Consider the following 20,334-nt stretch of genomic DNA (forward strand, 5'->3'; position numbering starts at 1 on the left):
GACGCGTCAGCGGGGGACGTCGGCGAGCAGCCGTCCGCGGGCCACCAGCTCCGTAGTCACCCACACCGCGACCACCTGGGTGGCCATCAGGCCGATCAGCACCAGCAGCTGCGCCGCGCCGGCCTCCAGGGGGCTGCCCCCGCCCAGGAGCACGCCGACGAACGCGCCGGGGAGCGTCACCAGCCCGACGGTGCGGGTCTGGTCCAGTCCCGGCACGAGGGCCGTGGCCGCGGCGGCGCGGCCGATCTCCAGGACGGCGTCCCGCCGCAGGAACCCGAGCGCGAGGGCGGCCTCCACCTCGCCGCGCCGCCCGGCGAGCTCCTCCCGCAGGCGGCGGCCGGCCAGCGAGGTGGCGGTCATCGCGCCGCCGATCAGGATCCCCGCGATCGGGATGACCGCCTGCCCGCGGAGCGGCACCGTGCCGCTGGCCAGGACGAGCGCCACGACCGGCCCCGCCCCGGCGAGGACCGGCACCGCCGCGGTGCCCACCCGGCGCGGCCCTCCCGGGGCCCGCAGCGGCAGCCCCGTCGCCCGGCCGGCGGCGGTGGCCGCGGCGACGGTGAGCATGAGGAGCACGAACGCGGCCGAGAGCAGCAGCGAGCGCACCACGACCAGCAGGACGGTGGACACGATCCCGAGCTGCAGGGTGGCCCGGAGCGCCGCGGCGGCGACCGGGCGGTCCTGGCCCAGACCCGAGACCCGGCCGACGGTCGCGGCGAGGCCGGTGAGCAGGACCAGCACGACGGCCAGCCGCGGACCGAGCTCGACGACGGAGGGACCCACGGGCGCCGATCCTGCCGGGCGGCCGCGGGCCTTCCCGTCAACCGACGGCGATGATCTCCTCGCGCGGCTCCAGCCCGGTCCGCCGGTGGACCGGGGGCACGAGGGCCATCGGCGACGTGCAGTGCCGCAGCAGCCAGCGGTGCAGCCCGTCCATGGGGCGGTGCAGCAGCCCGGCGTGCCCGGCGCTGAGCGACAGCAGGGGTGTCGGGCAGGCGGCGGCGAGCACCCGGCCGCCGGTGACGTGGGGCAGCGGCTGGTGGGACACCCGCAGGCCGGGGTACCGCTCGGCCCACCCGTCGCCGTCCCTGCTCCACGGGGTGTCGCTCGCCCGCGCGTGCAGCACGGTCAGGGGCACGTCCCAGCGCCGCGCCTCCTCGGCGGCGAAGACGGCGACCGGTTCGTCGTCCCTCCGCTCCCCGAGGCCGAGGACGGCGACGTGCGGGCGCGTCCCCCCGGTGGTGGCCCGCTGCCGCGGCACGACGACGACCGGCCGTGGGGAGCGGGCCGCCACGCGCTGGGCGACCGAGGCCGGCACGATCTCGTCGGGCGCACTGGTGGTCGCGATGCCGATCACCAGCAGGGCGGCGTCCTCGGCGGCCCGGAGCAGCGCGAGCACGGCGTCGCCGGGCACGACCTCGGTCGATGCGGGGACCGACGGCGCGGTGTGCCGGGCGACCGTGTACGCCTGCGCCGTCACGCCGCGGGCCCGGGGCAGCTCGGGCGGCGCTGCCCCCGCGACGCCGCTGCGCCCCAGGCGCCGCGAGGCGTGCACGATCCGCAGCGGCGCCCCGCGGCGCGCGGCCTCGTCGGCGGCCCACCGGACGGCGCGCAGTCCGCACTCGCTGCCGTCGACGCCGGCCACGACCGGCAGCGGCGGAGCGTCGTCGTCCGCCGACCGGGCCTCGGGCAGGGCACCGGCGGGCGCGGTGGTGGTCGTGGACACGGGGTACCTCCGTCGGAGCGGCGTCCCTCGAGGGTGACCTGCAGCGTCCTCGTCCGGTCGCCCGCGGGGAAGACCGGACCGACACGGTGCGTGCAAGAACCGGCGATCTGGGTAGGGAGCCGTCCGGGCCGCCCCGCGTGGCCCGAGCCCGTGTCCGGCCTGCCCTGGAGGCTGCCCCGTGCCCACCCGCGGCCCCCTCACCCGTCTCCTCCTCGGCCTCGGGCTGCTCGCCGGTGCCGCCTTGGCGGTCGTCGGCGGCCTGGCCCTGCCGCCCAGCGGCCTGGTCGCGGTCGGCGTCGCCGGCCTGGTCTCCGCCTGTCTGGCCTGGGGGATCGCCCGGGAGTCCAGCGGGCGGAACGGCCGGGTGGCCGTCGAGGCCGGCTGGCGGACCGCTGCGGCGACGGTCGCGGTGCTCCTCGTGCTCTCCGGCGCCGCCACCATCGGCGGTGCGCTGCTCGCGCTGCTCGTCGCCGGCATCGGGATCGCCGCCTCGCTGGGGGCGTGGGCGGTGCGGTCGCGCCGGACCGCCGCGCCGGGGCCCCTGCTGGTCGCCGGGCCGCCCCGGGCGACGGACGTCCCGGTGCTCCCCGTGGCGGACCTGTCGACCGGCGAGCTGGGCGGGGAGTGGGTCCGGACGACGACGGCCCTGGGCGGCCGGCTGGAGCCCGCCGCCCGGCAGGCTCTGGTCGCCCGTCGCCAGGAGACCCTCGACGAGCTCGAGCGGCGCGACCCCGCCGGCTTCGCCCGGTGGCTGGCTGCCGGGCCCGTCGCGGGGAGCGATCCGGCCGGGTACCTCCGGCACGGCGACCCGGCCGCCTGAGGCCGCCCGCCGGACCGGTCGTCAGCCCCGGCGCCCCGGACCGGCGCTGGAGGACGGCGTCGCTGACCTCCTGCCCGTGGTCCTCGGGTGCGCGGTGCCGACCGGGAGTCGCACCTCGTCGACTGCCGGACCCGGAGATGAGAGACGACGCGCAGGTCGTGCGGGCGCGACGGTCGTCCTCGGTGGCGATGACCTCGTACGGCATGGCCCTGGCCCCGGATGCCGGTACGTGCCCGCCGGTCCGGCTCCGCGGGGTCGTCCGCTGCCTTGTCCCTATCCTTGTCCCGGGACGTGTTCCCGTGTCCCGCCGGCGTGGCGCAACTGGTAGCGCACCCGACTTGTAATCGGGCGGTTGGGGGTTCGAGTCCCCCCGTCGGCTCCGGGCCGTGTGCGGTGGGTGGGGACGGCGTCCGCCCCGCCCACCGCCGCACGTCAGGGCGAGGCCACGGGCGGGGGCGGTCCGGGCAGCGACTCGGCCTGGGCGAAGACCAGCGTGGCGTGGGCCGCCGCGTCCCCCAGCTCGTCGAGCGCCTGCGGCGACACGTTGCCGAAGTCGTCGCACGCCTGGTGGTAGCAGGGGTCGAAGGCGACGCCGGCCGTGCCGCCGTAGAGAGCCACCTGCGCCTCGGTCTTGATGCCCTCCGCGCCGGAGAACAGCCCGCCGGCGGGGATGCCGTGGGCGATGAACGGGCCGTAGTCCGATCGCCCGTCGAACGCGGTGGCCTCGGCGGCCAGGCCCTGGGCGGCGAAGTAGTCCAGGAAGACCTGCTCGATGCTCCCGCTGCCCTCGGGGCCGGCCGGCGGGATCGCCGACCCGTCGCCGTCGTAGACGAGACGGGCGTGGTTGGGGCTGCCCAGCATGTCGAAGTTGAGGTTGAGCGCGATGCGGCCGCGCTCGGCCTCGGGGAGCGTGGACACGTAGTGCTCCGCGCCGAGCAGCCCCGACTCCTCCGCGCCCCAGAAGGCGAACCGGACGGCGTTGCGCGGGTGCACGTCGAGCGCGGTGAGCTGCTCGGCGATCTCCAGGATCGTCGCCGTGCCGCTGCCGTTGTCGTTGATGCCCGGCCCCTCGGTGACCGAGTCCAGGTGGGCGCCGACCAGCACGACCCGGTCCTCGCCCCCCTCCCGGGTGTCGGCGAGGACGTTGGTCGTCGTCCGGGTCTCCGACAGGGTCGACGTGCTGATCTCCACCCGCACCTCGCCGGCCGCCAGCAGGCCGGTCAGCTCCTCCCCGACGGCGTAACTGGTGCCCAGCACCGGGATGGCCGCGTCGGCCGGCTGCGGGCCGCCCAACGTGCCCAGCAGGACGTCGGTGCGCCCCTCCTGGCCCTCGTTGAAGACCAGCAGCGCCGCCGCCCCGGCGGCTCCCGCCACGGCGGCCTTCTCACCGAACGTGCAGGTGCCGCGCTGGACCAGCGCGACGTTCCCCGGCTGGAACCCGGCGTAGTCCTCCGGCTGGCAGCCGGCGGTCGAGGAGTTCGCCGGGCCGGTCGGCGGGACGACGTTGTCGGCGACCGCCTGCACGGGGGCGCTCACCGACCCCGACCCCGAGAAGGCGACGACGGCGAAGTCCTCGGCGGTGTACTCGCGCTCGGTCGGCGCCGTCCGCCGGAAGGTGGCCGGTGCGGTCTCCTCGAAGAACGGGAAGCTGAACTCCTGGGTGGTGACCTCGTAGCCGGCGCCCTCTAGTTGCTCGGCGACGTAGGCGGCGGAGGCGTCGTAGCCGGGGGTCCCGCTGGCGCGGTTGCCGCCGTTGGCCTCCGCGACCGCCTGGAGCACGGCCAGGTGCTCGCTGATCCCGTCGACGGTCACGGCCTCGCGCAGTGCGGCGGTGTCGGTCCCGTCGGCCGCGACGGCGGGCGGCGGAGCGAGGGCCGGGACGGCGAGGACGAGCAGGGCCGGTGCCGCCCAGCGGCGTCGGGAGGGTCGGGGCACGGGGGGCTCCTCCGTCCGGAGACGTGGTGACGACGGGACGCTGTGTGACGCCAGTCACACCTGTGGCGGTCCCAGTGTGCCGTTGCCGAGGCGCTCGCGTGGTGGTCGTCGCCGGACGCCGCTAGCGTTCGGGCGCGTCGAGAGGCGTCCAGTGACGGCCCAGGTCAGGAGGCTGCCGTGAGCGAGCACGACCACGTGTACCGGCTCAGCGAGATCGTGGGGAGCAGCCGTACGAGCGTCGACGACGCGATCCGCACGGCGGTCCGGAAGGCCGCCGAGACCGTCCGCCACATCGAGTGGTTCGAGACGAAGGAGATCCGCGGCCAGGTCGTCGACGGTGACGTGGCCTACTTCCAGGTCCGGCTGTCGATCGGGTTCCGCGTCGAGGGCTGAGGGACTCAGTCGAAGCTGCCGGCGCCGTCGCGGCGGTAGGGGGAGCGGCGCTCCAGTCGCTCCCGCTCGGCCCGCTGCTCGCGCAGCCGGGCCGCCGTCCCGGCCGGGTACCCGGCCTTGGCCACCCGGTGCTCGGTCGTCTCGGTCATGAACGCGACGGAGAAGAACAGGCCGAGGAGCAGTCCCCCCGCGGCGGCCGAGAGCCGGTAGCTCAGCGGCACGGGGACGACGGCGACGCAGAGCACCATCAGGGGCAGCAGCTGGACGACGGCCCGGGTGAGGTGCCGTCGCACCCAGCCGCGCCGGGTCGTGTCGGCCAGGACCCACGGCGAGAGCTCCCGGGGGAGGCCGCCGCCGTAGGCGTAGCGCAACCACTGCAGCGGCGTCGGCCGCCGTGCGGTGGAGGGCGTCTGCACGCCTCGACGGTAGGCCTCCCGGACGTTGCCGGAAGGGTGTGACCAGGAGCACACTTCCCCAGCCGGTCGTGCCGAGGGAGGTCTCCGTGCACATCAAGCAGCTGCTCCGCCGCAAGGGCTCCGACGTGGCCACCGTGGAGGCCTCGACCAGCGTGCGGGACGCCCTCACGATGCTCGCCGAGCACGGGATCGGTGCCCTCGTCGTCTCCGCCGATGGCCGGAGCGTCGACGGGATCGTCTCCGAGCGCGACGTCGTCCGTGCGCTGCACGAGCGGGGCGCCGGCCTGCTCGCCGACCCGGTGTCCAGCGTGATGACCGCCCGGGTGCACACCTGCCCGCCGTCGGCCGGGGTCGAGGAGCTCGCCCGCACCATGACCGACCACCGGGTGCGCCACGTCCCGGTCGTGGAGGGCGGCGTGCTGGTCGGCATCGTCTCGATCGGCGACGTCGTCAAGGCGCGCCTCGACGAGCTCGAGGAGGAGCGCGCCAAGCTCGTCGACTACATCCAGACCGTGTGACCGATCTCCTGAGCCAGGCTCAGGAGACGGCGGCCGGACAGCGGCGCCCCGGGCGTACGGTGCTCCGGTGGACGAGCGGCGTTCGGGGGTCGCCTCCGGGCTGGCCGCCTACGGTCTCTGGGGGCTGTTCCCCCTCTACTTCCCCCTGCTGGAGCCGGCCGGCGGCGTGGAGATCGTGGCGCACCGGGTGGTCTGGTCACTGGTCTTCGTCGCCGTCCTGCTGACCGCGGTGCGCCGCTGGGGGCAGGTCCGGGCGGCCTTCACCGACCGCCGCACCGTCCTGGTGCTCATGGGTGCGGCGGTGCTCATCGCCGTCAACTGGCTGGTCTTCGTCTACGCCGTCAACTCCGGCCACGTCGTCGAGACCTCGCTGGGCTACTTCATCAACCCGCTGGTCAGCGTGCTGCTCGGGGTGGTGGTGTTCGCCGAGCGGCTGCGGGTGCTGCAGTGGGTCGCCGTCGGCATCGCCGCGGTGGCGGTGGCCGTGCTGACCGTCGACTACGGCCGCCCGCCGTGGATCGCGCTCACCCTGGCGGCCACCTTCGGGCTGTACGGGCTGATGAAGAAGCTGGTGCGCGTCGACGCGGCGCCCGGGCTGTTCGTGGAGACCGCGCTGGTCGTGGTCCCGGCGCTGGCCGTGCTGGTCGTGCTCCAGGCACGGGGGGAGGGCACCTTCGGCTCCGCGGGGGTCGGCCACCTGCTGCTGCTGGTCAGCTCGGGCATCGCCACGGCCATCCCGCTCCTGCTGTTCGCCGCGGCCACCCGCCGCGTACCGCTGTCCACGGTGGGGCTGCTGCAGTACGTCACCCCGCTCATGCAGCTGGCCATCGGGGTCTTCGTGTACCGCGAGCCGATGCCTCCGGCGCGGCTGGCCGGCTTCGTCATCGTGTGGATCGCCCTGGCGGTCTTCACCGTCGACAGCCTGCGGCAGGCCCGCGCCGGTGCCCGCCGACGGACGGCCGAGGCGGCTCCCGCGCCGGTCTGAAGGAGGACCCCCCTTGCCCCCGCCACTCGCGGGCTCGCGGCGGGACCCTGCACGGGGACTGCCGGCGGGGCTGGAGATGTCGGTGGTCCGGACTACCGTCGGAGGCATCACCACGTAGAGAAGGACCGTCGATGTCTGCCGAACCTGCTCCCGCGGTCTCCCCGCCGGGGGGCGAGGTACTCCCGCCACCCGCGCCCGACACGACCGCCCCGTCCGACGCCGCTTCCCCGGTCGGCACCCTCACCCGCCGCGAGCACGAGATGCTCACCTTCGAGCGGCAGTGGTGGCGGCGGCCGGGCGCCAAGGAGACGGCGATCCGCGAGCGCTTCGGGCTCGCGCCGACCCGCTACTACCAGGTGCTGAACGCCCTCCTCGACCGCCCGGCCGCCCTGGAGGCCGATCCGCTGCTGGTCCGGAGGCTGCGCCGGCTGCGGGCCGCACGCGGTTCGCGTCGCTCGTCTCAGATCCTGGGCAACGGAGGCGAATCGGTTTAGATTTGGTCACTGTGGGCAGGCACGCCGCGTCAGGCAGTGACGTACCGGACCGGGGGACCCCGGTCCCGCACGGTCGTCGCCGGACCGACGTGCCGGGACGCCCGGCCGACGAGGACCTGAGCGACCACCCGACGACCCCCGGCCGCAGCCGCGCCGACCGTCGTCGGGACGGGCTCCTCGACGCGGGGGACGACCCGGGGCGCCGCCGTCCCGCGTCGCCCCGTCCGCTGCCGTCGACCGGCCCGCGGGCCGGGGCGCCCGGCTCCGCCCGTCCGGTGGGCCCGGCCGCGCCGCGCGCCGCCGCGCCCACGCCGCCCCGGACCACCCCCGCGAGCGGTGCGCCGACGTCCACTCCGCCGGCCGGCCCGGCGCGCCCGGCTCCGGCAGCCGGGATGCCGCGGCGGGCTCCGGCCGCCGGTCCGGCCCGGTCCGCGTCCGCACCGCCCGCTCCGCCCGCTGCGGGAACGGCGCGACCCACCGCGTCCGCGCGACCCACCGCGCCTGCCCAAGCCGCGCCGCCCGCGCGACCCGCGCCGCCCGCCCGGTCCCGCCCGTCGGAGCCGGCTCCGGAGACCCGGCTGCGCCTCCCCGTGCCGCCCGCCGCAGCACCTGCGACGCCCGCGACGCCGGCAGCGCCCCGGACGACGGTCGCCCCGTTCCAGGCCGTGCCCACCCCCGACCACGGGACCGGCGAGCCCGCCGCGCCGGCCGGCTGGCCGGACCGGGACACCGGCCGCGACCGCTGGTCCGCCACCGCTCTCTCCGCGCCGACCGGCCACCCCGCGGACGCGGCGCCGGCCGCCGACCCCGCCCGGGAACCCGCTCCCGCCGCGGGCCACGGCGACGCCGCACCGGGTTACCGCGATTGGACCAGCCCCTCCCGGAGCAAGGACGCCCCGCCGCCGGCGACCGAGGCCATCCCGGACCGCAACCCGGCCCGGGACGCCGGGAGCCGCACCCCCGCGCCGGCCACCGAGGCGATCCCCGACCGCGCCCCCGCCCACGGCCGGGTCGCCGACCTCGACGAGGACTTCGAGGACGGCCCCGTCGAGGACGACCTCGAGGACGACCTCGACCGGGACGAGGACGCCCCTGAGCCCGTGCGCGGCCCGGTGACCGGACCCTCGACCGGCGTGGTCGGCGGCCGCGCCGCGTTCCGCGCCGAGCGCCAGGCCGCCGAGGTCGAGCGGCGCAAGGAGGCCCGCCGCAACGGCGTCTCGCCCGTCCCCTACCTCGAGGACGACGACGCGGGCCGGCGTCCCTCGCCCGTGAGCCGGGCCGCGACCGGGCTGCTCGCCGTCGCGGTGGTCGCGCTGGTCGTGCTCGGCGTCTACTCCTTCGCCGGGTCCGACGCGCAGGAGGCGTCGACGTCGCAGGACACCACGGCCGCCCCCACGTCCACGGCCGTCGCCGCACCCAGCTCGGCCCTGCCGCCGCTGGAGATCGACCCGCTCCCGCCGGCGGAGGAGGCGCCCAGCACACCGGTGCGGGTCCCGGTCACCGTGCTCAACGCCACCGGGGTCACCGGCCTGGCCGCCGAGGTCGCCGCCGCCCTGGAGGAGGAGGGCTGGCAGTCGCAGGGCGTCGGCCAGTACCAGGGCGGGGACGTCGCCGTCACGACCGTCTACGTCACCGAGGACGACGAGGAGCAGCAGCAGGCCGCGCTCCAGATGATGGAGCAGTTCCCCGAGATCACCGGCCCGGCGGTGCGCTTCTTCGAGGTGCCGGACGTGGCCGATCCGGGGCTCGTCGTGGTCACGACCGGCGAGTGGCGGCCCTGACCGCGGGGCGCGCCCCCACCGACCCGCCGTCGTCCCGGAACACCGCGGCACGGTCGTCCGTTGGCCGCTCCGTGCGTCCCGTTCGCGGGCCCGTGCGTCCCCGCCCGCGCCCCGGCGCCCGCGCGACGCTCGCCGCCCTGCTCACCCCGCTGGTCTCGGGCGTCCTCGTGCTCGCCGCCCCGGCCGCACCGGCCGCCGCGGCCGAGGACGTCGCCACCGAGGAGGCGACGGTCCCCTCCGGCTCCGGTGCCGACGCCGTCGAGCTGGACACCACGCTGTTCGTGCCCGGGTCGGCCACGGCCGAGGACCCGGCGCCGGCCGTCGTCCTGGCCCACGGGTTCGGGGGCAGCAAGGACTCCGTCGCCGACGACGCCCGCGACCTCGCCGAGCGGGGCTACGTCGTCCTCACGTACTCGGCGCGCGGGTTCGGCCGCAGCACGGGGCAGATCGGGCTGAACGACCCCCGGTTCGAGGTCGCCGACCTCTCCACGCTGCTCGACCGGCTCGCCGAGCGGGACGACGTCCTGCTCGACGGTGCGGGCGACCCGCGCGTCGGCGTCGCCGGCGGCTCCTACGGCGGGGCGCTGTCGCTGCTGGCCGCCGGGTACGACGACCGGGTCGACGCCATCGCCCCGCAGATCACCTGGAACTCGCTGACCGCGGCGCTGTTCCCCTCGCAGGTCGGCAGGCCCGGTGCGGACACCGTCGCGGCCACCCCACAGGGCGAGGGCGGGGTCTACGAGCGGCTGTGGTCGGGGCTGTTCTTCGGCGTCGGCGCGACGCCCGCGGGGGGTCTGCTCGATGCACTCGGCGGGGCGGGCGAGGACGGGGACGGCGGGGACGGCGTCACCCCGGCGGGCGGGACCGACGGCCGGCTGCCCCCGATCGACCCGGCGTCGGTCGACCCGCGGGCGGTGCAGCAGTTCCTCACCTGCGGCCGGTTCCGGACCGACATCTGCGCCGCGTACCAGACCGCCGCCGCCTCCGGCACGCTGACGCCGGAGGTCGCCGCGGTGCTCGACCGCAGCAGCCCGGCCACCGTGCTGGACCGCGTCACGGCGCCCACCCTGCTGGTCCAGGGCACCCAGGACTCCCTGTTCGGCCTCGGCCAGGCCGACGCCAACGCCCGCGGCATCGCCGCGAACGGCACTCCGGTGAAGGTCGTCTGGTTCACCGGCGGCCACGACAGCCAGGCGTCGGAGCGGACCACCGAGCGGCTGCGCGAGCAGGTGGCCGGCTGGTTCGACTGGTACCTGCGCGACCCCGGCGACCCCGCTCGCGGCGAGGACCCGGGCACCGGCTTCGAGTTCCCGGTGCCCAGCGGCGTCGGCGCCGGCGTCGGCAGCGTGCAGGGCGGCAACCAGACCGTCGTCGCGCCGGCCTACCCCGGCCTGGACGGCGGCGAGCCGGCGACCCGGGCGTCGATCCCGGTCAGCGGGTCGGTGCAGCCGGTCGTCACCCCGGCCGGCGGCACGCCGGCGGCGATCACCGTCGTCCCCGGGGTCGGCGCGCTGTCGGCGGCACTGGCCGGCGGCACGCTCGAGATCCCCGGCCAGTTCGCCGCCTTCGACAGCGCACCGCTCGAGAACGCCGTGGAGGTGGTCGGCGCGTCCACCGTCGACCTCGCGGTCGCCTCGCCCAGCGGGTCCGCCACGCTGTTCGCCAAGCTCTACGACGTCGCGCCCGACGGCTCGATGACCCTGCCCGCCGGCCAGGTGGCACCCCTGGCGCTTACCGGCCTCTCGGCCGACCCCACCGCGGCGACCGAGGTCCCGGTGACCCTGCCGGGGATCGTGCACCGCTTCGAGGCCGGCCACACCATGCGGGTCGTCGTCTCCTCGACCGACCAGGCCTTCGCGCTGCCGGCGGAGTCGGCGGTGTACTCGGTGGCCCTCGCCGGCGGGGACGGTTCCGCGCTCGCCGTCCCCGAGGTCGTCGGCCGCACCGAGGTCGCCGGCACCACCGCCCGGTGGTGGGTCCTGCTCGGCGTGCTCGCCGCCCTCGGCCTGGCCGGCTGGGCGACCGCCGCCCTGTGGGGCCGCCGTCGCCGCCGCAGGGTGTCGGCGGTGGAGCCCGACGGCGAGGACGTCCCGCTGCGGTTCACCGGCGTCACCAAGGCCTACAAGGACGGCTTCGTCGCCGTCCGGGACCTCTCCTTCGAGGTGCGCCGGGGCCAGGTCCTCGGCCTGCTCGGCCCCAACGGCGCCGGCAAGACGACGTCGCTGCGGATGCTCATGGGCCTGATCCGGCCGGCGGACGGACGCATCACCGTGTTCGGCCACGAGGTCCGCCCCGGCGCCCCGGTCCTCTCCCGGCTGGGGTCCTTCGTCGAGGGCACCGGGCTGCAGCCGCACCTGTCCGGCCGCGACAACCTGCGGCTGTACTGGGCCGCCACCGGCCGCCCGGCCGAGGACGCGCACATGGACGAGGCGATCGAGGTCGCCGGCCTCGGCGCGGCCATCGACCGCCCGGTCCGCCGGTACAGCCAGGGGATGCGGCAGCGGGTCGCGATCGCCCAGGCGATGCTCGGCCTGCCCGACCTGCTGGTCCTCGACGAGCCGACCAACGGGCTGGACCCGCCCCAGATCCACGCCATGCGCGAGGTGCTGCGCTCCTACGCCGCCACCGGGCGCACGGTGATCGTCTCCAGCCACCTGCTCAGTGAGATCGAGCAGACCTGCAGCCACGTCGTCGTGATGGCCAAGGGGGAGAAGATCGCCCAGGGCACGGTGGAGGAGATCGTCGGGACCGGCGGCGCCGTGCAGGTCGGCCTGGCCGACGACGCCGAGACCGGCCGGGCGGTGGCCGTCCTGGAGGCGCTGCCCGGCGTGTCGGTGGAGCGCACCGACGAGGGGCTGGTGGCCGAGCTCGACGGCACGACCCGTGCCCGGGCGCTCCAGGCGCTGGTCGAGGCGGGGATCGAGGTGGACGCGTTCACCCCGCGCCGCCGGCTGGAGGACGCGTTCCTGGCACTGGTGGGGGAGTCGTGAGCACCGTCGAGCACGACGGCCGAGGGAGCATCGCGGGGAGCGCCAGCGACCGAGGAGCGGATCGAGGCCGGAGTCGAGCCATGGACACAGCGCACGTCCAGCCGACCGGGGCGGTCGCCGGGTACCGGCCCGAGCGCACGCTGCGGCTGTCGGTCGAGCTGCGCCGGCAGTTCAAGCGGCGGCGGACCATCGGCGTCTTCGCGCTCATGGTGGCGCTGCCGCTGGTCCTCATCGCCGCGCTGCAGCTGGGGGCGAGCGAGGAGGCGGCGGAGAACGGCCGGCTCAACCTGGTCGACGTCGCGACCTCGAGCGGGCTCAACTTCACCCTGTTCGTGCTGTTCGCGACGACGAGCTTCTTCCTCGTCGTCGTCTACGCGCTGTTCTTCGGCGACACCGTGGCGGCCGAGGCGCAGTGGGGCTCGCTGCGCTACACGCTGGCCACCCCCGTGCCGCGGATGCGGCTGCTCCGGCAGAAGTGGTACGCAGCCCTCGTGCTGTCGGTCGGCGCACTGCTGGCGCTGGTCCTCACCGGGATCGTCGCCGGCGGCATCGCCTTCGGCTTCGAGCCGATCCAGACGCCGATCGGGGTGTCCCTGCCGCAGGGGGAGGGGCTGCTGCGGCTCGCCGGGATGGTCGGCTACCTCGCCGTCCACCTGCTGGTCGTCGGCACCCTGGCGTTCTGGTTCTCCACCATCACCGACGCGCCGCTGGCCGCCGTCGGTGGTGCGGTGTTCACCATGTTCGTCTTCGCCATCCTCGACCAGGTCGAGCAGCTCGGGTCGATCCGGGACTGGTTCCCGACGGCCGAGGAGTTCGCCTGGACCGACCTGCTGCAGACCCCGATCGACTCCGGGGACCTGTTCCGCGGCGTCGTCCAGTCACTGGTCTACGCGGCGGTCTTCACCGCGCTGGCCTTCCGCCACTTCTCCCGCCGCGACGTCACCTCGTAGTGGTTGGAGGGCCCCGTCCTCGTCACCCTCGCACGCTCGGGGCGGTGCCCGGGAGGGGGCCTAGAGGCTGGCGCGGACGGCCTGGGCCCAGCCCTCGCCCATCGGCGCCTCGGTGACGACCGCGTTGGGGACGTCGGCCAGCCGGTCGGCCATGCCGTCGACCGTGGCCCCGTTGGCGGTCACCCAGAGCCGGCCGACGGCGGGCGCCATCTCCAGGTCGCTCACGCTGTCGCCGATGGCCACGGCGTCGTCGGGCGTCAGGCCGCGGCGCTCGAGGTCCCAGGCGATCGCCGCGCCCTTGGAGATCCCGCGCGGCATGAGGTGGTAGACCCGCGGCGGCAGCGCCTCCGGGTCCAGCGTCATGCGGGACGTCGTGGGGATGGCGCCGTTGTCCTTGAGCGTGAGCCAGCCCAGCCCGCGCTGGGCGAGGTCGGCGTCGACGGCCATCGGGTCGACCAGCCCTCGCAGCAGCGCGTCGGCCTCGTGGGTGGCGTGCCAGGGCGCGTGCCACTCCAGCCGGCCGGGGTGGCGGGCCATCAGGTCCTCGACGACGCCGAGTTCGGCCATCACGTCCATCGGCGTCCGGCCGGCGTGCTCCGCCGGCAGCTCCCCGTCCAGCCGGTGCACCCCGCGGCCGGCGTCCCAGCTCACGACCGAGCCCAGCTCGGCGATCGCGCCGTCCGCCGCGAAGATCCGCGCCGCCTCCACCACCTGCTCGAAGGTCCGGCCGCTGACGAGGACCAGCGCCACGCCGGAGCGGTGCAGATCCAGCAGCGCGGTGGCCGGGGCGGCGGTCAGATCGCGGCTCGCGGTGTGCCAGAAGGACCCTCGGGGACCGACCATCGTGCCGTCGAGGTCGGTGTAGACGATGCGCGCTGCCACGCCGCCATCCTGACCGGGTCCGCGGCGACGCAGAGCACGTGGGTACAGTCGCAGGCGTTCCACTCATCCAGAGGGGCAGAGGGACACGGCCCGACGAAGCCCCGGCAACCGCCGCCTGCGCACCCGCGCAGCGAGAGGTGCCAATTCCGTCCCGCGCGGCTCGACGGCCCGCCGCGGGGAAGATGAGGAGGTAGTCGTCGCATGACCCTGACCGCTCCCGGTTCCCAGCAGGCCGACTCCGGCGCTGGCGGGCCGATCCCGCCCTGCCCGGCTCGCGGGCTCGTCTGCCGCAACTGCGGCGCCACGTTCGGCCTCATCGCCGAGCACGCCTGCGCGGAGTGCTTCGGCCCGCTCGAGGTCGACTACGACCCCGACCTGCTCAAGGCCGTCACCCGTGAGCAGATCGAGGCCGGCCCGCAGAACATCTGGCGGTACGTCGCGCTGCTGCCGGTGGGGCAGGACCCGGCCGAGCGCGTCTCCCTGGACCCGGGCCTGACGCCGCTGGTCCGCGCCGACCGGCTGGCCGCCGAGCTGGGCATCACGGGCGGGCTGTGGGTCAAGGACGACTCGGCCAACCCCACCCACTCGTTCAAGGACCGCGTCGTCAGTCTCGCCGCGACCGCCGCCAAGGGCCTGGGCTACAAGAAGATCGCCGCCGCCTCCACGGGCAACCTGGCCAATTCCGTCGCCGCGCACGCGGCCCGGGTCGGCCTGCCGTCGTTCGTCTTCATCCCGGCCGACCTGGAGCCGGGCAAGGTCGTGCAGTCGGCGGTGTACGGGCAGACGCTCGTCGCCGTCCAGGGCTCCTACGACGACGTCAACCGGCTGACCAGCGAGCTCGCCGAGACCGACGAGTTCGAGGACACCGCGTTCGTCAACCAGAACGTGCGGCCCTACTACGCCGAGGGCTCCAAGACGATGGGCTACGAGATCGCCGAGCAGCTCGGCTGGCGGATCCCGGCCCAGGTCGTCGTCCCGATGGCGTCCGGCTCGCTGCTGACCAAGGTGGACAAGGCCTTCCGCGAGCTCGCCGCCGCCGGCATCGTCGAGGCCACCGAGTGGACGATCTTCGGTGCCCAGTCGGCCGGCTGCGACCCGATCGCCACCGCCTTCGACAACGGCTGGGACGTCGTCAAGCCGGTGAAGCCCACGGGCATCGCCAAGTCGCTCAACATCGGCAACCCCGCCGACGGGCCCTACGCGCTCGACGCCATCCGGCGCACCGGCGGCTCGGTCGGCCGGGTGGGTGACGACCAGATCGTGCAGGGCATCCGCGACCTCGCCCGCACCACCGGCGTGTTCGCCGAGACCGCCGGCGGCGTGACCGTGGCGGTGCTGCGCCGGTTGGTCGAGGAGGGCCGGCTCGACCCGGCCAAGGAGACCGTCGTCCTCAACACCGGCGAGGGGCTCAAGACGCTCGACCCGCTGGAGCCGGTCGTCGGGCCCACCCACGTGGTGGACCCGTCGCTGTCCTCGGTGCGGGCTGCGGGGCTCATCGAGTAGGCCGGTAGTGTCGGGCTCGTCCGGATGGGGGAGTTGTCCCCCATCCGGTGTGGCGCGTGCGTGAGGTTGCTCTCACCACGGCTTTTGTGCTGTACCTTCTCCCGCGGTTCCAGTTCCACGTTCGTGTTCGACGGGCGGAAGAGCTAGACCCGGCCCCCTGGTAGGCGGGGGTCGCCGCAACGCACGAACGTGGGAGCACACGTGGCACAGGGCACCGTGAAGTGGTTCAACGCCGAGAAGGGCTTCGGCTTCATCGCCGTCGACGGCGGCCAGGACGTCTTCGTCCACTACTCGGCCATCCAGATGGACGGCTACAAGAGCCTCGACGAGGGCCAGCGGGTCACCTTCGAGGTCGTCCAGGGCGAGAAGGGCCCGCAGGCGGACGCCGTCCGCACTGCCTGAACCGGCACGTCCTCACCGAGGCCCGGTCCCTCACGGGGCCGGGCCTCGGTGCTGTGTGAGGCGATGACGAGCCGGGTCGGCGGGGGCTCGGTGCGCCCCGCCGGGGAGGGCGCGCGCTGCACCCGGGCGGGAACAGTCGCCGGTCACACCCCGTTCTTGCACTCGGCAGGGTCGAGTGCCAGACTCTCGATTGGCACTCGACAGTGCCGAGTGCCAATCAGGTCGGAACGGTGAGGCACTGGTGGGCGGGCCGACGGAGTGCCCGCGAACCGCTGGTGTCGTCCGTCGCGGGCGCCGAACCCGGCCGTGCAGCGATCCATGCATGGAGGACATCACCACATGGCCAAGATGATCGCCTTCGAGGAAGAGGCGCGCCGCGGCCTCGAGCGGGGCATGAACACCCTCGCCGACGCCGTCAAGGTGACCCTCGGTCCGAAGGGCCGCAACGTCGTCCTCGAGAAGAAGTGGGGCGCCCCCACCATCACCAACGATGGTGTGAGCATCGCCAAGGAGATCGAGCTCGAGGACCCGTGGGAGAAGATCGGCGCCGAGCTCGTCAAGGAGGTCGCGAAGAAGACCGACGACGTCGCCGGTGACGGGACCACCACCGCCACCGTGCTCGCCCAGGCGCTCGTCCGCGAGGGTCTGCGCAACGTCGCCGCCGGCGCGAACCCGATGGCCCTGAAGAAGGGCATCGAGAAGGCCGTCGAGTCGGTCACCGAGTACCTCCTCTCGACCGCCAAGGACGTCGAGACCAAGGAGCAGATCGCCGCCACCGCGTCGATCTCCGCTGCTGACCCGGCCATCGGTGAGCTCATCGCCGAGGCGATGGACAAGGTCGGCAAGGAAGGCGTCATCACCGTCGAGGAGAGCAACACCTTCGGCCTGGAGCTCGAGCTCACCGAGGGCATGCGCTTCGACAAGGGCTACATCTCGCCGTACTTCGTCACCGACGCCGAGCGCATGGAGGCCGTCCTCGACGACCCGTACGTGCTCGTCGTCAACAGCAAGATCAGCTCGGTCAAGGACCTGCTCCCGCTGCTGGAGAAGGTCATGCAGTCGGGCAAGCCGCTGGCGATCATCGCCGAGGACGTGGAGGGCGAGGCCCTGGCGACCCTGGTGGTCAACAAGATCCGCGGCACCTTCAAGTCCCTCGCGGTGAAGGCCCCCGGCTTCGGTGACCGCCGCAAGGCCATGCTGACCGACATCGCCATCCTCACCGGTGGCCAGGTCATCAGCGAGGAGGTCGGCCTCAAGCTGGAGTCCGCCGGCGTCGAGCTGCTCGGCCGCGCCCGCAAGGTCGTCGTCACCAAGGACGAGACGACGATCGTCGAGGGCGCCGGTGACAGCGACCAGATCGCCGGCCGGGTGAACCAGATCCGCGCCGAGATCGAGAAGTCGGACTCCGACTACGACCGCGAGAAGCTGCAGGAGCGCCTGGCCAAGCTGGCCGGTGGCGTCGCCGTCATCAAGGCCGGCGCCGCGACCGAGGTCGAGCTCAAGGAGCGCAAGCACCGCATCGAGGACGCGGTGCGCAACGCCAAGGCCGCCGTCGAGGAGGGCATCGTCGCCGGTGGTGGCGTCGCCCTGGCGCAGGCCACCGCCGTCGCGTTCGACAAGCTCGAGCTCGACGGTGACGAGGCCACTGGTGCCAACATCGTGCGCGTCGCGCTCGAGGCGCCGCTGAAGCAGATCGCCGTCAACGCCGGCCTCGAGGGTGGCGTCGTCGCGGAGAAGGTGCGCAACTCGGACACCGGGTTCGGCCTCAACGCCGCCACCGGCGAGTACGTGGACCTCGTCGCCAACGGGATCATCGACCCCGCCAAGGTGACCCGCTCGGCGCTGCAGAACGCCGCCTCCATCGCGGCGCTCTTCCTCACCACCGAGGCCGTCATCGCCGACAAGCCGGAGAAGGCCGCCCCGGCCATGCCCGGCGGCGACGGCGGCATGGGCGGCATGGACTTCTGAGTCCCGCCCCCTCGTAACACCAGCACTGCCCGGCAGGGGCGGTCCCGCATCGCGCGGGGCCGCCCCTGTCGGCGTTCCCGGGCGGGCCCGTCCCCGGGCTCACCCCGAGCGGCGGTGTCGCCGACGACGTCGGGGGTGCCCGGGGCTCTCGACCGTCTCCGGCTCGGGGACCAGGTCGACCCGGAGGACCGGTCCGGCCCCCGGCGGGGCCGGCGACGGGCACCGGCCACCCGCGCCCCCGGGCGTGCACCCCGGCACACGGACAGGCCGAGGGCCCGCCACCGGGATGGTGACGGGCCCTCGGGTGTGTTCAGTCGTGGCGCCTCACGGCGTCACCGGGTCTCGACGGTGACCTTGACCCAGGATCCCTCGCTGGACCTGAGGATGATGTCCCCTGGGTTGGCCGCCGGCGCGGGGTCGACGACGATCTCCCAGGGCCCGGTGTTGCCCGGCGCCTCGAGGGCCCCGACCGTGGCCTGCGGGTACCCGAGGGCAACCCCGGGGCCGCCGACCGCGTTCACGCGGTGGGCCGTGATGGTCGCGCCCGGGTTGGTGCCGCTGCCGCGGATCTGCAGCTCGTCACCGGCCCGCCACTGGGCCGACACGACACCGATGGAGTCACCCGGGACGACGGCGTTGACACCCGTGGACAGCGGCCCGAAGGTGGTCGCGGCCGGCGTCTTGGCCTGCACCCGTAACACCCAGCGGTGTCCGGTGGCGCTCTTGGGCAGGCCGGTGACCTGGGCGTTGGTCGTGGTCACGAGCACGTCCCGCGAGGCGACCAGGGTGTTGGTGCCCGCGGCGTCGTCCCGGTCGTAGACCCGCACCCGGTACTCGGTGGCGTCGGGCACGGCGGTCCAGCCGATGTTGACCGTCCCCTGCGGGTTGGCCGCGTCGGGTCCGGCCCCGTTGATGCCGAGCACCGCCAGCCCGGTGGGCGCGACCGCAGCCGCGGCCGGCCTGGGCGACACCACGCCCGTGGCGTGCGCCACGCCACCCGCCGCGTCGATGACCGCGACGTTGACCCGCGTGTCGGCGGCCGTGATCGGGAGCGGCTCCGTGTAGATCTTCGCGGTCGGCGACGGGACGTTGCCGTTCGGCTGCGTGGTGACCGCGCTGCCGTCCAGCGTGTAGTAGATCGTCCCGGCGTTGGCCGCCAGGGTCAGCTGCCGGTCCTCCGCGATGACCGCAGTGTCCCCGTTGAAGGCCGGCGTCGTGGTCAGCTCCAGCGCGGTGCCCTCGGGCGGCGTGGGCTCCGCGGTGCCCGCGAGGGCGAACGGAGCGCCGATCTCGCCGGCGACCATCGAGCGGACCTCGATGTCGTACAGCGAGCCGGCGTCCAGGCCGTCCAGCACGACCTGGGTGGCGTTCGCGCCGACCCGGGCGCCCTGCAGCTGCTGGGCGCCGGACGCGTCGGCCGTCTGGTTGACGGCCTCGACGCTGTAGCCGGTGACGGCGGCGCCGCCGGCGACGGGTGCGGCCGCCGCCCAGGTGACCGTGGCCTGGCTCTGGTTGTTCCACACCACGGAGAACTCGCCCGCGGGGGGCCGTGCGCCGTCCGGTCCCGGCGCGCAGCCGGGTGCCCCGCCGCCGACCAGCCCGTACTCCGCCAGCGTCAGGCCGAGCTGCTGCTCGACGCCGGTCCGGTCGGCCATCCAGGCCAGCGCCACCTTCTCGCCGTCGAAGACCAGCTGCTGGTCGGACGGCGACAGGCCGCCGAAGGTCACCGAGAACTCGCCGTTGGCCGCGGTGCCCTCGACGGTGTAGCCCTGCACGGCCTCCGGCGGCTCGTTCGGGCTCCAGCCGATCGCCCGCTCGCCGATGGCGCTCGGGGCGTCCCGCATCGCCGGGTTGACCACCTCGACGGCGAACCGGTTCAGGTCGACGTCCGCACCGTAGGTGCCGGTGATCGTGACGGTGTTGACGTTCCCCTCGGCCGGCGTGCTGGCGGTCACCCCGGTGACCTCCGCCGAGCTGACCTTCATGCCGTCGACGAGGGGCGAGGCACTGAACGAGACGGACACGTCGTCACCGGGCTGGATGTCCGGGGTGACGTCGGTGAAGCAGCCCGCGAACGTGCCGTCGCCGTTCGGGGTCGCCTCGTGGTTCCACTCCATGAAGCCGGTCGCGTCCACCTCGCCCGTCGCGGTGCCGACGGTCTGGCCGCCACGGGTGACCGTCAGGGTGGCGGTCTGCCCGGCCTGGGCGGTGTAGCCCTCGATGGCGACCATGTCGCGCGAGGGGAACACCTCGATGTTGCCCGGCCCGGTCGGCGGGGTGCCGGCCGAGGCGCTGGTGGCGAACCCGATGACCCCGCCGGTGGCCGTGGCGGCCACCAGGCCGGCCGCGGCCAGGCGGGCTCGCTTGCTGTGCTGGGGCAGTCGCGAGTGCGAGGGAGCCGCAGTTGCAGTCCCGCCCCCGTGACCGCCGTGGTGCGTCGGTCGTCTCCTGGTCATGGTCTCTCTCCGCAGTCGAGCCGTCATGGCTCCCCCCGGACACCGGAGGGTTGCGGAGACGGTCGCCTGAGAGGCGTGTGCGCAGGGACCCGTCGCGAGGGGGGACGCCTCACCC

The 20,334-nt window shown here is 74.9% G+C and carries 17 protein-coding genes, 1 tRNA gene and 1 riboswitch; of the genes, 12 read left to right on the forward strand and 6 right to left on the reverse strand.

The annotated features are described in order from the left end of the window. Nucleotides 1-6: 6 nt before the first annotated feature. Nucleotides 7-783 (reverse strand): ABC transporter permease, encoded by a 777-nt coding sequence (locus ACI782_RS00835; protein ID WP_456905107.1) that lies wholly within the window; start codon nucleotides 781-783, stop codon nucleotides 7-9. A 37-nt stretch (nucleotides 784-820) separates the two neighbouring features. Continuing rightward, a complete protein-coding gene (locus ACI782_RS00840; protein ID WP_456905109.1) occupies nucleotides 821-1,726 on the reverse strand; it encodes a universal stress protein in 906 nt (301 codons plus the stop codon). 178 nt (nucleotides 1,727-1,904) lie between these two features. On the opposite strand from ACI782_RS00840, the gene ACI782_RS00845 reads away from it, so the two are divergent. Continuing rightward, nucleotides 1,905-2,546 (forward strand): hypothetical protein, encoded by a 642-nt coding sequence (locus ACI782_RS00845; RefSeq protein ID WP_456905111.1) that lies wholly within the window; start codon nucleotides 1,905-1,907, stop codon nucleotides 2,544-2,546. 306 nt (nucleotides 2,547-2,852) lie between these two features. After that, a tRNA-Thr gene (locus tag ACI782_RS00850) sits at nucleotides 2,853-2,925 on the forward strand. Nucleotides 2,926-2,978: 53 nt separating this feature from the next. On the opposite strand, the gene ACI782_RS00855 is transcribed toward ACI782_RS00850, so the two are convergent. Beyond that, nucleotides 2,979-4,481: a M20/M25/M40 family metallo-hydrolase gene (locus ACI782_RS00855; RefSeq protein ID WP_456905113.1), complete on the reverse strand. Its 1,503-nt coding sequence runs from the start codon at nucleotides 4,479-4,481 to the stop codon at nucleotides 2,979-2,981. Between the two features lie 177 nt (nucleotides 4,482-4,658). Between ACI782_RS00855 and ACI782_RS00860 the strand changes: the two genes are divergently transcribed. Then, the gene (locus tag ACI782_RS00860) at nucleotides 4,659-4,874 is read left to right on the forward strand and encodes a dodecin (protein WP_456905115.1); all 216 of its coding nucleotides are present in this window, start codon (nucleotides 4,659-4,661) and stop codon (nucleotides 4,872-4,874) included. A gap of 5 nt (nucleotides 4,875-4,879) precedes the next feature. Here ACI782_RS00860 and ACI782_RS00865 read toward each other — a convergent pair whose 3' ends face one another. Then, nucleotides 4,880-5,290 (reverse strand): DUF5313 family protein, encoded by a 411-nt coding sequence (locus ACI782_RS00865; protein ID WP_456905117.1) that lies wholly within the window; start codon nucleotides 5,288-5,290, stop codon nucleotides 4,880-4,882. An 86-nt stretch (nucleotides 5,291-5,376) separates the two neighbouring features. On the opposite strand from ACI782_RS00865, the gene ACI782_RS00870 reads away from it, so the two are divergent. From ACI782_RS00870 to ACI782_RS00895, 6 genes are all read left to right on the forward strand, one after another. Continuing rightward, on the forward strand, nucleotides 5,377-5,808 hold the full coding sequence (locus ACI782_RS00870; RefSeq protein WP_456905119.1) for a CBS domain-containing protein: 432 nt from the start codon (nucleotides 5,377-5,379) through the stop codon (nucleotides 5,806-5,808). Between the two features lie 67 nt (nucleotides 5,809-5,875). Then, entirely contained in the window at nucleotides 5,876-6,793 is a 918-nt protein-coding gene (rarD, locus tag ACI782_RS00875; protein WP_456905121.1) for an EamA family transporter RarD, read from the forward strand. Between the two features lie 131 nt (nucleotides 6,794-6,924). After that, nucleotides 6,925-7,287: a DUF3263 domain-containing protein gene (locus ACI782_RS00880; protein WP_456905123.1), complete on the forward strand. Its 363-nt coding sequence runs from the start codon at nucleotides 6,925-6,927 to the stop codon at nucleotides 7,285-7,287. A 665-nt stretch (nucleotides 7,288-7,952) separates the two neighbouring features. Further along, nucleotides 7,953-9,068, forward strand: a complete 1,116-nt coding sequence (locus ACI782_RS00885) for a LytR C-terminal domain-containing protein (protein ID WP_456905125.1) — start codon at nucleotides 7,953-7,955, stop codon at nucleotides 9,066-9,068. 92 nt (nucleotides 9,069-9,160) lie between these two features. Further along, a complete protein-coding gene (locus tag ACI782_RS00890; RefSeq protein WP_456905127.1) occupies nucleotides 9,161-12,058 on the forward strand; it encodes an alpha/beta fold hydrolase in 2,898 nt (965 codons plus the stop codon). An 80-nt stretch (nucleotides 12,059-12,138) separates the two neighbouring features. Continuing rightward, the gene (locus ACI782_RS00895) at nucleotides 12,139-13,008 is read left to right on the forward strand and encodes an ABC transporter permease (RefSeq protein ID WP_456905129.1); all 870 of its coding nucleotides are present in this window, start codon (nucleotides 12,139-12,141) and stop codon (nucleotides 13,006-13,008) included. A 60-nt stretch (nucleotides 13,009-13,068) separates the two neighbouring features. Here the strand turns inward: ACI782_RS00895 and ACI782_RS00900 are convergent, their stop codons facing one another. Next, entirely contained in the window at nucleotides 13,069-13,890 is an 822-nt protein-coding gene (locus ACI782_RS00900; RefSeq protein ID WP_456905131.1) for an HAD family hydrolase, read from the reverse strand. A gap of 60 nt (nucleotides 13,891-13,950) precedes the next feature. Then, nucleotides 13,951-14,079: riboswitch (SAM riboswitch) on the forward strand. A 12-nt stretch (nucleotides 14,080-14,091) separates the two neighbouring features. Between ACI782_RS00900 and thrC the strand changes: the two genes are divergently transcribed. From thrC to groL, 3 genes are all read left to right on the forward strand, one after another. Then, nucleotides 14,092-15,393, forward strand: coding sequence for a threonine synthase (gene thrC, locus ACI782_RS00905; protein WP_456905133.1), 1,302 nt, complete (start codon nucleotides 14,092-14,094; stop codon nucleotides 15,391-15,393). 201 nt (nucleotides 15,394-15,594) lie between these two features. Further along, nucleotides 15,595-15,795: a cold-shock protein gene (locus ACI782_RS00910; RefSeq protein ID WP_091109274.1), complete on the forward strand. Its 201-nt coding sequence runs from the start codon at nucleotides 15,595-15,597 to the stop codon at nucleotides 15,793-15,795. A 339-nt stretch (nucleotides 15,796-16,134) separates the two neighbouring features. After that, complete coding sequence (gene groL / locus ACI782_RS00915) at nucleotides 16,135-17,763, forward strand: chaperonin GroEL (RefSeq protein WP_456905135.1); 1,629 nt, start codon at nucleotides 16,135-16,137, stop codon at nucleotides 17,761-17,763. Nucleotides 17,764-18,095: 332 nt separating this feature from the next. Here groL and ACI782_RS00920 read toward each other — a convergent pair whose 3' ends face one another. Continuing rightward, on the reverse strand, nucleotides 18,096-20,099 hold the full coding sequence (locus ACI782_RS00920) for a fibronectin type III domain-containing protein (protein ID WP_456905137.1): 2,004 nt from the start codon (nucleotides 20,097-20,099) through the stop codon (nucleotides 18,096-18,098). Nucleotides 20,100-20,334 lie beyond the last annotated feature (235 nt).

Source organism: Geodermatophilus sp. SYSU D00703 (genome assembly GCF_054050155.1).